This window comes from Nostoc sp. (assembly GCF_036917975.1).
Classification (GTDB): domain Bacteria; phylum Cyanobacteriota; class Cyanobacteriia; order Cyanobacteriales; family Nostocaceae; genus Nostoc.
The window spans coordinates 1-14,128 of sequence record NZ_JBALEJ010000084.1 but is presented as its reverse complement, the minus strand read 5'-3'; the positions used below and the strand labels follow the sequence as shown (position 1 = coordinate 14,128).

12 protein-coding genes and 1 tRNA gene are annotated in these 14,128 nt (G+C 41.9%); 7 read left to right on the top strand and 6 right to left on the bottom strand.

Annotated features, from left to right (window positions below; all coding sequences use genetic code 11):
- The first annotated feature begins 73 nt into the window (after positions 1 to 73).
- Positions 74 to 490 carry a DUF1824 family protein gene (locus tag V7K76_RS28345; RefSeq protein WP_334778604.1) on the top strand — a complete coding sequence of 139 codons (417 nt, stop codon included), beginning with the start codon at positions 74 to 76 and terminating at the stop codon, positions 488 to 490.
- Between the two features lie 78 nt (positions 491 to 568).
- Entirely contained in the window at positions 569 to 2,497 is a 1,929-nt protein-coding gene (locus V7K76_RS28340) for an ABC-F family ATP-binding cassette domain-containing protein (protein WP_334778605.1), read from the top strand.
- Between the two features lie 212 nt (positions 2,498 to 2,709).
- Here the strand turns inward: V7K76_RS28340 and V7K76_RS28335 are convergent, their stop codons facing one another.
- Positions 2,710 to 3,324, bottom strand: coding sequence for a hypothetical protein (locus V7K76_RS28335; RefSeq protein WP_334778606.1), 615 nt, complete (start codon positions 3,322 to 3,324; stop codon positions 2,710 to 2,712).
- A 519-nt stretch (positions 3,325 to 3,843) separates the two neighbouring features.
- Positions 3,844 to 5,604 (bottom strand): ammonium transporter, encoded by a 1,761-nt coding sequence (locus tag V7K76_RS28330; protein ID WP_334952147.1) that lies wholly within the window; start codon positions 5,602 to 5,604, stop codon positions 3,844 to 3,846.
- A 988-nt stretch (positions 5,605 to 6,592) separates the two neighbouring features.
- Between V7K76_RS28330 and V7K76_RS28325 the strand changes: the two genes are divergently transcribed.
- From V7K76_RS28325 to V7K76_RS28315, 3 genes are all read left to right on the top strand, one after another.
- Entirely contained in the window at positions 6,593 to 6,754 is a 162-nt protein-coding gene (locus V7K76_RS28325; RefSeq protein WP_334778608.1) for a hypothetical protein, read from the top strand.
- Positions 6,755 to 7,045: 291 nt separating this feature from the next.
- Entirely contained in the window at positions 7,046 to 8,104 is a 1,059-nt protein-coding gene (locus V7K76_RS28320; RefSeq protein ID WP_334778609.1) for a BMP family protein, read from the top strand.
- An 843-nt stretch (positions 8,105 to 8,947) separates the two neighbouring features.
- Complete coding sequence (locus V7K76_RS28315; RefSeq protein WP_334778610.1) at positions 8,948 to 9,196, top strand: hypothetical protein; 249 nt, start codon at positions 8,948 to 8,950, stop codon at positions 9,194 to 9,196.
- A gap of 18 nt (positions 9,197 to 9,214) precedes the next feature.
- Here V7K76_RS28315 and V7K76_RS28310 read toward each other — a convergent pair whose 3' ends face one another.
- Together V7K76_RS28310 and V7K76_RS28305 are read right to left on the bottom strand one after the other, a co-directional pair.
- Entirely contained in the window at positions 9,215 to 9,997 is a 783-nt protein-coding gene (locus V7K76_RS28310; RefSeq protein ID WP_334778611.1) for a TrmH family RNA methyltransferase, read from the bottom strand.
- A 75-nt stretch (positions 9,998 to 10,072) separates the two neighbouring features.
- Positions 10,073 to 10,154 (bottom strand) — tRNA-Leu (locus tag V7K76_RS28305).
- Between the two features lie 409 nt (positions 10,155 to 10,563).
- On the opposite strand from V7K76_RS28305, the gene murA reads away from it, so the two are divergent.
- Together murA and V7K76_RS28295 are read left to right on the top strand one after the other, a co-directional pair.
- Positions 10,564 to 11,931, top strand: a complete 1,368-nt coding sequence (murA, locus tag V7K76_RS28300; RefSeq protein WP_334778616.1) for a UDP-N-acetylglucosamine 1-carboxyvinyltransferase — start codon at positions 10,564 to 10,566, stop codon at positions 11,929 to 11,931.
- A gap of 149 nt (positions 11,932 to 12,080) precedes the next feature.
- Entirely contained in the window at positions 12,081 to 12,464 is a 384-nt protein-coding gene (locus tag V7K76_RS28295) for a hypothetical protein (protein ID WP_334778612.1), read from the top strand.
- Here V7K76_RS28295 and V7K76_RS28290 read toward each other — a convergent pair.
- Together V7K76_RS28290 and nadC are read right to left on the bottom strand one after the other, a co-directional pair.
- Complete coding sequence (locus V7K76_RS28290; RefSeq protein ID WP_334952153.1) at positions 12,461 to 13,051, bottom strand: tetratricopeptide repeat protein; 591 nt, start codon at positions 13,049 to 13,051, stop codon at positions 12,461 to 12,463. The two genes, V7K76_RS28295 and V7K76_RS28290, sit on opposite strands and share 4 nt — an antisense overlap.
- 44 nt (positions 13,052 to 13,095) lie before the next feature.
- The gene (nadC, locus tag V7K76_RS28285) at positions 13,096 to 13,959 is read right to left on the bottom strand and encodes a carboxylating nicotinate-nucleotide diphosphorylase (protein WP_334778617.1); all 864 of its coding nucleotides are present in this window, start codon (positions 13,957 to 13,959) and stop codon (positions 13,096 to 13,098) included.
- Between the last annotated feature and the right edge of the window lie 169 nt (positions 13,960 to 14,128).

Below are 14,128 nucleotides of genomic sequence, written 5' to 3'. Positions count from 1 at the left end.
ATAATACTTAGTAAGTTTGGCTAGTCCCAACTCAAACACAGCAGAAAAACCAACAAGATAAAAATCGAAGTTTATGTCAACCTCCAATCGTCAAAATCTCACCGCCGAAGAAGCGAAAAAATTACTGAACAAATTCAACTGTCTAGACATTGCTCCTATTCTCGACTCATCAGAAAAAGTAGTAATTCGTAGTGCTTTAATTTTGCTCACCAAGCTTGCTGATTACCAAATTTTAGGAATTTGTGCTGATACAGCAGAAGAAGGAATATTGGCAATGAAAACCTATTCTCTGGCTTTGGGTTATGAACCACCAGATAATTTACTAACACCGGAAGGCCCAGTTTATATCAAATTAAATGGTAAAAATGGTCTGTGTTATCTTGATTCATACTCTGGACATCATCGTGGTGTATTAGTATCTTGCCAGTCTTACCACGAAGATGGAATCAACGAAATGTATGGACATCTACCCTTGGATTTATTTGTATAGTATTCGGCAATGCATAATGTAGGTAAGGTATGAGCCTTGCCTACTCAGTAATGAAAAATAACTAACGACTTCAATCTTATGAGTATTATTACACTACAATCAGTCAAAAAAGACTTTGGCATCAAAGAGATTTTAAAAGATGCTAGCTTTAGCATTGATGCTACCGATAAAGTTGGTTTAATTGGTACTAACGGTTCTGGTAAATCAACTCTATTAAAAATGATCGCTGGTTTAGAATCCATTGATAGCGGGCAAATTTTAATCAACTCCGGTTCTAAAATTATTTATTTACCCCAGCAGCCAGATTTAGATGAGAATCACACAGTTTTAGAGCAAGTTTTCGCCGACAGTGGCGAACATATTGCTTTGGTGCGTGAATATGAAGAACTCTCAGATAAATTGGTTCACTATCCAGATGATAGTCAACTGATGTCTCGTCTTTCTGTGGTGATGCAGCAGATGGATACAAATGATGCTTGGGAACTAGAAACTAATGCCAAAATTATCCTGACAAAATTAGGAATCTCTGACTTTGATGCCAAGATAGGCACTTTATCTGGAGGTTATCGCAAGCGCATTGCTTTAGCATCAGCCTTGCTATCAGAACCCGATGTTTTGCTGATGGATGAGCCGACAAACCATCTTGATGCTCTTTCTGTAGAATGGTTACAAAGTTATTTAAATCGCTATCGCGGCGCATTGTTTTTGATTACCCACGATCGCTATTTTCTAGATCGCGTTACCAATCGGATTGTGGAAATTGACCGAGGCGACATTTACACCTATACAGGTAACTACTCATATTACCTCGAAAAGAAAGCTTTAGCTGAAGAATCTGCCGTAAGCAGTCAACGTAAACACCAAGGCTTGTTGCGCCGCGAGTTAGAATGGCTCAAAAAAGGGCCGAAAGCCAGAAGTACCAAGCAAAAAGCTAGAATTGACCGTGCTCACGCTCTGCGGGATACTGAATTTAAACAAGTTCAGGGTAAAGTTGATATTTCGACAGTTGGTCGTCGCATTGGCAAAAAGGTTATTGAATTAAATAACGTTTCTAAAGCATATAATGGGCGCACCCTGATTAATAATTTCACCTACGAATTTAGTCCAGAAGACCGCATCGGCATCATCGGCGCGAATGGTGCTGGTAAATCCACTTTAATGGATATTATTACTGGTCAGATTCAACCAGATTCAGGGATTGCGGAAATTGGGACTACAATTCACATCGGTTATTTTGACCAGCATTCTGAAGAATTGCTCACAGCCTTAAACGAAAATCAGCGCGTGATTGACTACATCAAAGAAGAAGGTGAATTTATCAAAATTACCGATGGAACTCAAATTACTGCTTCGCAAATGTTGGAGCGGTTTTTGTTTCCTGGTAATCAACAATATGCGCCAATTAGTAAACTTTCTGGTGGTGAAAAACGCCGTTTATTTCTGTTGCGGGTGTTGATGGGTGCGCCCAACGTCTTGATTTTAGATGAACCGACAAACGATTTAGATGTGCAGACATTGGCAGTACTAGAGGATTATTTAGAAGATTTTGTCGGGTGTGTAATTGTAGTTTCTCACGATCGCTACTTTCTCGATCGCACCATCGACACAGTATTTTCCTTTGAGGAAGGCGGTAATCTGCGGCAATATCCAGGTAATTACTCGATTTATTTGGACTATAAGAAGGCTGAAGAGGCACAGCTACAGGCTGCGAACGCTAAGGATAAGCCGAAAAATGTTGAAACCCAAAATGGTGCAGCTTCACCCAAGGATGTAGAGAATACCAAACGGCGGAGATTATCCAATTGGGAGAAAAAGGAATTTGAGCAGTTGGAAGGTAAAATTGCCGAGTTAGAGGCCCAGAAGGCGGAAACTGAGAAAACGCTAGCGAATGTCTCACCGGGGAATTATAGCCAAGTGCAGAAATTGTATGATCATGTGGAAAAGCTCAAGCACGCGATCGATGTGGCGACTGAACGGTGGTTAGAATTGGCAGAGATGGAGTCTTGATAATTTACAAAATACCTGGCGATTAGAAATCGCGGCTACACAAACTTTCGTCCGCCTACGCGGACTAAGGAAAAATTGAGGGTTTGAAACCCACATTCGCGTAGCGTTCCGTTGGCGCAGCCTCTCGTAGAGAAGGAAAGGTGGGTTTTGTCTGTGTAGTCGCAAATTCCATTCGTCTGGTGCTTCCATTCACCCAGCGTAAGATGTGAAGTCTAATTGCTCAATATGCCAACTAAAATGTGAGTTAATTCAGTTAATTCTTCAGGAACCCGATATAATTTGAGGTCTTCCGTTATCTGTTTTTCCTGACGGTTATATGTTGCAAATCGCCAATCTTCACCAGTACTTACTGCCCCATAAAGAATCGGCAACTCTGAATTTATCCATTGATAGAGTGCAATCAACTCAACTGCTAATTGTGTAAATCCTCTACTTAAATCTGCTTGTTTCGCTTCAATTACTAATAATCCCTTACCTTTATTAATGTAATAATCTAAGCTGCCTTTTAGTTGGTCACTAACATTAATGGGATACTCAATATTCAATTGGGTTTGGGCAATTTCGCAAACTTCAAGTAATATCGGTGCGATAATTGCTTGCTTGCGAGCATCCTCACTAAGTAGCTTGACACGTTGCAGGTTACGCTCAATTATTCGGTGCAATTCTGCAATTATCTCAGAGTTAAATTCTGTTTTTGGTAATTGCAACCGTTCGCGTTTATAAAAACAACCAAGTTCAGCAAGAATATCTTCTGGGGAAAACGGCAGTTCAAAATATTTGCTGAATGTATAGCTTTGACCGGGTTGAATGATTCGGGGACGACTCATACAGCAGTTTTCCTGTCGATGGCATATACTACTCTACGATTATTCTTAACAGAACTGTATTGGACAATAAGGTAATTCAATTAAAAAAATATCCAATTTAGTAAGGTATGTTATGGCTTTAGCCTAACGCACCATGTTACCTATCAGTGTGTTAGGCGCTCATGTGGGCAAAAAGCGATCGCCCTTTGACAACACAAGGACAGTTAACAAATAATGTCGTCAAAATACCTAATCCTGACCGAATTTTAGATTTTAAATTTTGGATAATGGAATTGAAGATTCAAAATCTAAAATTTAAAAAGGTTTCAAGCCCCCGAATTTAAACGCGAGAATAAATCTAAAATCTAAAATTAATTGATAAGCCCCTGACTTTAGGCATGGGGTCAATCTAAAATCTAAAATCCAAAATCCAAAATTGTGTGACTTTTTCTCCATCAAAAAGCCCCACCGAGTGATGGGGATAAAGACTAATGGATTTTTGGCACTTTTCTCTGTTTAGGGCGCGCTTGGCAAAACTCTCTATTTATTCATTTCTTCTAATGGAGAGTTCTCAGGATTAGCTGATGTACTAATGACATATTCAGGGTAGGCTGGTATGCCATGCTCATGTAAATCTAAACCTTCCAATTCGCCTTCTTTCGACACACGCAGTGTGCCGGTCAAATTTACCAAATACATCAACCCCATTGCCACAGCAAATGTAGACACAGTAATAATTAGGTTGCCAATAACTTGTGCGCTCAACACCTGTATCCCCCCACCATAAAACAGACCTCTTAAGGGCGCAGAGATATCAGGTGTGATGGGGCCAGTCGCGCCGAATTCACCAGTGGCAAACAAGCCCAGCGACCACGTTCCCCAAATCCCGCAAAAACCATGTACAGGAACTGCACCGATGGGGTCATCAATCCTCAGCCATTCCAAAAGGTCTATTCCGAGAATGACAACTACGCCAGCTACCGTCCCAATGATGATAGAACCTGTTGGATTCACCCAATAGCAAGGGCAAGTAATCGCAACCAAACCCGCCAAAAACCCGTTGACTGTGAAACTCAAATCCCACTTTTTTGTTTTCGGATATCCAAAAAACAGTGCCGACAGACCGCCTGCACATGCTGCTAAGGTAGTATTGGCGGCAACTCGTCCAGTCCCCACAAAGTCCATCGCGGAAAGTGTCGAGCCGGGGTTGAAACCGTACCACCCAAACCACAGAATTAGACCGCCGGAAGCAGCAATTACAAGGTCATGAGGTAACATCGGCCCGCCACCGTCGCGCTTGAACCGACGACCCAAACGCGGCCCAAGGGCGATCGCACCCGCTAGGGCAATGAATCCCCCAATGGTGTGAACAACTGTAGAGCCTGCAAAGTCATGGAAGCCAGTTCCCAAGAAAGGCAGGAAACCATCTTTGCTGCCCATCGTTACCAGAAAACCGTCTGGTCCCCAAGCCCAGTGTCCGATAATTGGGTAGATAAATCCAGAAACGCCAAAGCTGTAGAGAAGATCGCCAATAAACCCTGTCCGTCCAATCATCGCCCCAGAGGTAATCGTCGAGCAGGTGTCTGCAAAGGCAAACTGAAACAGCCAAAATGCCAGGAACGCCACACCCGAACTTTCATAAGTCGCCGGCGCACCTTGCAGGAAGAACCAATTCAGCCCAATCAAGCCGTTACCATGACTGAACATGAAGGCAAAGCCCCAGGCATAGAACAATAAACCGCAAAGACAGGTGTCAACGATGCACTCCATCAAGACATTGACGGTTTCACGAGAGCGACAGAAGCCTGCTTCCAGCATCGTAAAACCTACCTGCATTGCGAATACCAAGAAGGCCGCTAGCAGCGTCCAGAGAGTATTAATCGGGTTAACGATGTCATTGCCTTTGAGTACTGGATCGGCTGCCAGAGCTGGTGTTTCTATCAAGTTGGGGATGAAGGCAAATACCATCAACAGCATCATGATAGCCATTGTCTTGCCCAGCAGTAGTAAGTAACCGTAGCGCCTCCACTCCGGATCGCGTAAACGCTGTCCCAATCGCGCCAACTTGTTAACTTGCTGACTTTGCCCAACATTTTGAGGCATTTTCTTGATTGTGGGGAATTGCTGATGCTTTTTGAGGAAAAAGCCTTTCAAGACTTGGGTAGATCCCGCCTTCACGAAAAAGACAATAAAGCTTGTTACCAAATAGCCAAATAGATTGAGGCAATTGCGGCTGTTTTTTCCCAAAGAACTACAAGCTTTAAACAAGATGGTTTTTAGTCTGCTTCTTTTGTTACCCACTAAGTAAAACCTCCATCAAGGTAAGTATTTTTCAACAACTAAAACTTCAATTGTCAGTCAAGGTGTTGAGGAATAATCTGAAGTATTTATGTCAAATAAACTTGAGCATGATTGTCTCAAAACCGCTAGGCTATCACATTACGATAGTTGCGACGCCATCAACAACAAAAAAGAAGTTTTTCTGTAAGTTTTTAACCACATTTTTCTAATATCAAAAACACTGATATTTTGATAAATCTGAATATTCACTTACAGGAATAAACTAATAAATTTGACTAATTGTTTATTTCTTTCTGATAAAAAACTGTATTAAATAATACACTTTATGGTCAGAATTTTGCATGAAGTTACTCCTGCCACATCAGATATAATCACTGTATTCTTTACTGTATCAGTATTTCCCGATATCTAAGATAGAAACATTCAGAATGTTATTAATTTTATATACAACAAGTCAATAATTTGTTACTTTTTGTATTCACAGCCTCATCAATATCATCACACTTTCGTCACATCTTCGTCATATTTTTGTCATATCGTCGTCAATCTGATATGCAACTCTTCTCTAAGAGAGGTTTATAAGAAGAATTCAGAACTCAGGAACGGAGCCGGAGACGTTTCCGTTGCTCCGGTCAGAACTCAGTATGAATTCTGTATGACTGGGTAATGAATATTGGTTTAAAACCGTACTTCGTCCCGCTACGCTAACGACCCTTGTGAGCGAAACTAGTATTAAATTTTTTCACTCATTTAAAACTCTATCCCTTCATTAGACATCTCCAGAAATTAAATATGCGTTATCCAAAACCCTTGTAGAGACGTAGCAGTGCTAAGTCTCTACATTCATTTTCGGAGATGTCTATTGCATTCTTCTTTCAAAATTGAATACTTTTAAAAATAAATTAGGCGAGTATTTAGTTAAATAGATAAAAGGGTATCTTCACGCTTGAGATACCCAGGTGCTTAAGAAAAATGATGTAAACAAGTTATGAATTTACCACACAATATCTGTATAGAACTTGGCGCTGGTGTGTCATGTGTGTGTATGGTTGGTGGTGTTCGCTATAGCGATCGCATCCGCAAAATCAGGTCAAGCCGCTTGAAAAATGTTGCAGAACAAGCAGCAGATGAGAATGCTAAAACTGCATAAAATCCAGGATAAGGTAAAAAATGCGATGAATCGCCAATTAGTCTTTTGTCTTGACGGCGATTTAGGGACTGACAAATAAAAAAATATTCAATTAACTCTTGTGGGGTGGGCGTCTCGCCCGCCCTATAGACTGGGTACTCATGTTGCCCACCCCACAATACTTGGATAATTTATTTCTTGGAGTTCCCTTATCGCGTCTTTGAGAAATCCGGGAAAAATTGTTTCCAAAGTACCACCTACGACTTTAGAGTGTTGAAATAACTCAAATAGTTATTTATCTAAAGGCGAGGTATGACAACAAACTTTAGTCGGCGTGAATTTATTTTGCTTGCTTCAGCAGGGTTTGGTACCAGCTTGCTGCTGCAAGCTTGCAGTAATAAGCCGACGACACCTACAGCGACAACAACGGGTGGTGCTGAAGGGTTTAAAATAGCGATCGCTCTCCCTGGGACGATTACCGATAAAGGCTGGAATCAATCTGGTTATGAAGGAATCAATCTAGCAAAACAAAAGCTAGGTGCAGAAACCGCCTATGTCGAAAAAGTAGCACAGGCAGATCAAACAGAAGTATTAACCGATTTTGCTCGTAAAGGCTACAATCTCATCTTCGCGCATGGCGGACAATTTGATGCCGCAATTGAACAAGTAGCCTCACAGTTTCCCAACACATTTTTTGTGGGAGTAAATGGTAATCTCAAGGCTGAGAATATTGCTTCTTTACGAATAGATCACCTACAAGCTAGTTATTTGTGCGGCATTATTGGTGCTTCTGTCACTAAATCTAATAAATTAGCTTATATTGCTGGAGAGAAGTTTCCCGCTACCGAGGGAGAACTGCGGGGATTTGAATTAGGAGCAAAGTCTGTTAAACCAAATATCCAAGTTACTTCTACTTTTACAGGTGATTGGAATGATGTTTCCAAAGCCAAAGAAGCGACTCTGGCACTAATTTCTTCTGGTGCTGATGTCATCTATCAATGGTTAGACAATGCCTCAGCCGCAGTCTTACAAACAGCAGGTGAAAAAGGAGTATATGCTTTTGGAAATACCGAGGATCAATTAGATGTTGCACCAAAAGCTGTTTTAACCAGCGCTGTCAAACGCTTAGATTTAGCCATCGCTTACATAGCAGAATTAGCTAAACAAAAACAAATCAAAGGACAAATATATACAATCGGGTTAGAAAGAACAGATATCTTATTTTTAGGGAAATTTGGAGCTATTATACCGGAAGCAGTAAAACAAAAGGTATTGAATGCAAAGCAAGAGATTGTTAATAAAAAAATCGTTTTTGAAAACTGTAAAGAGGCTGGGAAAGATACACGCTGCGTGAAGAAAGTAACAACATAGGTTTAGCAGACTAGTAGTCTGTCCCAAAAGTTTTGAGAGGTTAGTGGTGTTCAGATCCCCGACTTCACAGAAGCTGTCGGGGATCTAGCAGCCCTGCAAAATTAATGGGACAGACTACTAGATTAAAAAACAGAAATAATTGTCTTTGTAGAGACGGCGATTTATCGCGTCTGTCTAATGCGCCAGTATTTTAGACGCGATGAATCGCGTCTCTACAATGGGGGCTTTCTGGCTTATGGGACTTCCAAGAAATAAATTACCCAATCTTGTGGGGTGGGCATCTTGCCCGCCCTTGTATGTGGGCAGGCGAGACCATTAGTGTCAACTTAACGTGAAACCGCTTGTCCGCCGGGAATTGAAATTCCCGTATAATAGCGAAAGTCATCTGAAGATGACTAAATATCGCCAAAAATCTCCAGTCTACTTCAGTAGACTTTAGCTAAAAGCCAAAGAAATTTATTTTTGAAGTCATAAGTAATGAGTAATGGGTATTACTTATTACTCATTACTCATTTATTTATTTCCGGGCGGGCATGGAAGCCAACAGTTAAGCTATTTCCAGCTTAAGTTAACACCAATGGCAATGCTACGTCTCTACATTCATTTTCACCAGATGTCTACTGGGTAATGACCTACAACTAAAGTAATCAATCATAATTCTTTCCTCCTGCCTTCTGCTTTTGCCTCCTGCCTCCTCTCAATTGCAGACAGTTATCGATATTCTTGATAAGCACTGCTAAAGTTGATACAGCACACAACTATGATGTTATAAGTGCAAAATTTAAATCTGTAGGAACTAGAATCAAAATTAAGTCAGTAAATCAGGATTTTCAAGTTAATATTATGGAGCAAAATCAGCCAGAACAGCGCCGCGCTGCCGATCAAGTGTTTCAACAGTCCCTCGAACAGTTGGAAGATATCTTACAAGAAAATTCGACTGAGGAAGAGGAGATACCCCAACTGCATACTAGTAATTTCACTGAAGCTGAACTCGATCAAGACTTGATAGATATTGATTTAGCGGCTCTTGAAGACGCGGTTGCTGATATTGAAAAATATCTCGAAGAAATAACAAAAACCCAATTGGGGTAAAAAGTTAGTTAAAATTTATTACTGACAAATTAGTTGCCGTTGAGCTTCGTACAACATTAAAGCGGCTGCGATCGCCACATTCAAAGATTCCACCCCAGGACTCAAAGGAATTCTGACTTGCTGATCTGCGATCGCTGCTAAATCTGCTGACAATCCAGCACCTTCATTTCCCAGTAAAATCAGACTGGGTTTTCGCCAGTCTACTTCCCAATAAGTTAAAGTTGCACTGGGTAAGGTTGCTACTACCTGCATTCCTGCCTGCTGACTTTGTTGGACTGTCGCTTTCAAATCTTCGGTTACGGCTGTTGCTAGGCGAAACCATTGCCCTGCGGAAGCACGCAGAACTTTAGGACTATCTAAATCTACGCTATCTCCACTTACCCACAACCCCGATGCTCCGGCGGCGGCGGCAGTGCGGATAATTGTACCAAGATTGCCGGGATCTTGTATAGTTTCTAAAGCTAGCACTAAACCAGTAAATGGCAGTTGAGTTTGGCGTTCCCTGCGTTTTGCCGTTGCCACCACCCCATCTGGTTGGACTGTAGTAGCGATCGCATCCAAGACTTCTCTACTGACAATTTCGGCGCGATCGCATCGGCTACAAGCTTCATCCCACAGCAAAAGGTGGGCTGCTTGCCAATCTGGGGTACAACACACTGCTTCTAGTGGGTAATTAACCGCACAAGCCTCTTCTAACAGGTGTGTCCCTTCTAGTAAAAATAACTTCTGTTTGTGCCGCTCCTTGGTGGAGTGCAGTTTGCGAATTTGCTTAACTAGGGAATTTTGTAAACTGGTCAACACGATTTTGGATTTTGGATTTTGGATTTTGGATTTTGGATTAATCTAAAATCGGCAATCTAAAATCCAAAATTGATATGCGGAACCCGGGACTTGAACCCGGAAGCCTTGCGGCACTAGAACCTGAATCTAGCGCGTCTGCCAATTCCGCCAGTTCCGCTCACACTTGTAACTTATCGACAATTTCCTATGATTGCGTAATTTTTTACCTTTGTCAAGTAAAAATATAGCGCCTAGTTCAGAATCTCAGACTGGAAACGAGTGATTCAAGCGATCGGTCAAATTAAAATATTAACTGAAACAATAGAGCATTGATTTTTAGAGAACACTTAAGTTATTTTACTGAGTATTTAATTTTGCTTAAAAGTACTACTTGCTCGTTATTTTTTATTAATTTTTTCAAAAGCTCAAAAGGCTTGCCATTGCTGATTTTCAGCCCGTATTTTTCACTCAAAAAACATTTTTTTATGCAAGATGCTGCTCTAAAACGTGGACATTTTGAATCTTTACTGTAGAATCAAAACCAACTTCAAACATATAAAATACGTATTACTTTTGGAGGTAGGCTTATTAATCCTTCTACCAGCTTACCAGATGCCAAAATTGCTCCAGAAGCAGACTCCTCAGTCTTGCAAATTTGGGGTGGGCATCCTTTGCGAGGTCATGTGAAAATTAGCGGGGCAAAAAATGCAGCACTGGTAATCATGGCTGGAGCCTTGCTGTGTCCGGGCGATTGTCGTATCCGCAACGTCCCCTTGTTAGCGGACGTAGAGCGTATGGGTCAGGTGTTATTGGCTTTGGGTGTGCAATTAACACGACAAGGCGACATTTTAGACATTAATGCCAGCGAGATTAAAACATCAAAAGCTCCCTACGAACTAGTTACCCAGCTGAGGGCGAGTTTTTTCGCCATTGGAGCCATTCTGGCAAGACTGGGAGTAGCACAGATGCCATTACCAGGGGGTTGTGCTATTGGGGCAAGACCTGTTGACCTGCATGTTCGAGGACTGCAAGCAATGGGAGCGGAAGTACAAATTGAGCATGGCATTTGTAATGCCTACGTCCCTGGCAGCAGCCGGAGATTAAAAGGTGCGAAGATTTACTTAGACATCGCTAGTGTTGGAGCAACGGAAAACTTGATGATGGCGGCTACCCTGGCAGAGGGTGAAACGATCATCGAAAATGCTGCCAGAGAACCAGAAGTAGTTGATCTGGCTAACTTCTGTAATGCGATGGGAGCGAAGATTAAGGGCGCGGGGACTAGCAGAATTATTATCGAAGGAGTCCCCAAATTGCATTCTGTTGACTACAGTATTATTCCCGATCGCATTGAGGCTGGAACATTTTTGCTGGCAGCAGCAATTACCCGCTCAGAACTTATCCTTTCACCAGTGGCTCCAGAACACCTTATACCAGTCATTGCCAAGCTGCGGGATATTGGAGTGACAATAATTGAGGACAAGCCTGAACACTTACGCATTCTGCCTGCGGAAACCCTCAAGGCAACGGATATTGAAACTCAATACCATCCAGGTTTTCCCACAGATATGCAAGCGCCGTTCATGGCTTTGCTGACATTGGCAGAAGGTGACAGCGTGATTAACGAATCCGTCTTTGAAAATCGCTTGCGTCATGCCTCAGAGTTAAATCGCTTGGGGGCCGATATTCGTGTCAAAGGCAATGCTGCTTTCGTTCGGGGAGTACCAAAATTGTCTGGCGCACCAGTATTAGGTACAGACTTACGAGCATCGGCAGCGCTAGTCATTGCCGGACTAGCAGCAGAAGGACAAACCACAATTCAAGGATTACAGCACCTCGATCGCGGCTACGATCGACTTGATGTGAAGTTGCAGCAATTGGGGGCTAAAATCCTTCGCGTGGGCGAAACATCAGCAGATACAGAAGTTGCTCCCACCATCAGCAGCTTGTCAAGTTGAAATTGATTTGGTGAAAACTGACCCTGGGATAAGGGAGATAAGGTAAAATTTCTCTCCCTGCTTCCCTTCATTTCCCCATCTATACCTTGCGACTTGCTAAATTCTCCTGATAGATAGAGGCTTTTAAGCTTTGTTAATATCTTTTTTTGATGAATATTCAGGAAAAATCTGTGTTGGCTGTTACAATATTGTTAAGAAAAGTTGCCCGTTGCATTTTGGGAACGCGCAATTGGGTTTTAACTCTCTTGAGAAGACAACGCAAAAAAACATTTTCTAGACCAGCTGTGGGAGGCTGGTCTTTTTGTATTAAAGGTGCTTATAGCGGTTCCCATTCAGATGCGGTACAAAACTATATCGCAAAGTGTAGGGAACATGCCCATTGGTGTCAACTTAAGCTGAAACTCCTTTTAGTTTTAGTTATCTACAGCTTACACTGTGTGTTATTGAGTACATCTCTTCCCAGCTTTTCTTGCAATAGCAAAATATTGAGTTTGATTCCAGGGGCGGTAGAACTAGTTATCAAAGCTTGCTAACAAAAATCTAATGCTTTTCGGGAGTCTCCTAAACTAGCGTATACCACTCCAATATTGCTGAGAATTGTACCTTCACGTTCTCGATCACCTTCTGTCTTAGCAAGTTGCAACGCTTCCTGATAGGAACTTAATGCTTCAGAGTTCTTTCTTTGCTTTTCATATACCACTCCAATATTGCTGAACGTATCACTTTTTTCTAGTGAATAGTTTGCTTGCTGTGAGACATCCAAAGCTTGCTGGTAAATTTCTAGAGCTTGTAAATATTGTTCTTGATGACGATACACTATCCCCATTCCATTGAGAGTGTTAATTTCACCTCGCCGATCATGCAGTATCCTACGTATGACTAGTGCTTGCTGATAGGACTCTATCGCCTTGGCATACTCTTCCGTAAAATCAAATGTTGCTCCTTTTAGATGAAGGGTTTTAGCTTGATAAACTAAAGAGTAATAAGTAGAAAAACTAGCACATGTTATGGATACAAATATCAAACTAACCAGTTTTAAACGTGAACGCATCAATAAAGCTATTCCCTTAATAAATATATTCAACCGCGCACTGAAATCTAAACACCCATATTTTCCCATTTTTTAATCCAGGCAGGGGTCTAATACGTCAAATTCAGAGGTAATTATTTAATCCTCATACTCAAATCCAGCCACTTCGATTGAGTAATCGGCGCACTGCTCGAAATATAGTCAACACCCGTTTCCGCCACAGCGCGAATCGTTTCCAAAGTCACATTCCCCGAAGCTTCAATTTTCACCCGGCTATCCTGCTGGCGAATCAACTGCACCGCCTGACGCATCATATCCAAAGGCATATTGTCCAACATAATAATGTCAGCCTTGTGCTGCAAAGCTTCTTTCACCTGCTCTAAACTTTCCGTCTCTACCTCTATAGTCAAGGGATAAGGAATTTGAGAACGAATACGGGTAACAGCTTCTCCAATTCCCCCAGCCACCGCAATGTGATTATCCTTAATCATCACCGCATCATCCAACCCCATGCGGTGATTAATCGCGCCACCCAAAGCAGTCGCGTACTTTTCCAACAGTCTCAGCCCTGGTGTAGTTTTACGCGTATCAACCAACTGAGCAGGTAAATCTGCAATTTTATCTACATATATATTAGTCAGCGTAGCAATGCCACTCAAACGCATAGCCAAGTTGAGCGCCACCCGTTCCCCCATTAGCAGTGCATCCAGCGAACCATGAATTTCAGCTACCACCTGTCCCGGCTCACACCATGCACCTTCAGCCGCCACCGCCACAAAGCTGACTTTCTCATTCAAAATCTTAAACACCCTAGCTGCAACTGGTAAGCCAGTAATTATCCCTGAAGCCTTAGCGATCCATTTAGCAGAGCCTAGTGTTACATCTTCTACTAGTAGCGTATTTGTAGTGCGATCGCCCCTGCCAATATCCTCCATCAACCAGTCACGCAACAGTGGATCTAAAACCAACCAGGGCGGCACAACACCAGAATTCCTCACAACTTTAATTGCTTCCTTAGTGACATCCAGCAATACTATAGCTTAAAACCCTTACTCTCTAAGGCTTTGATAGTGACATAAAAGCGTTCCCAAATTATTTTGGAAAAAGTAGTTGACACAATGAAATGGGTTCGCTATATTGAATAAGTGCCTGAAGCGAAGCGAACGA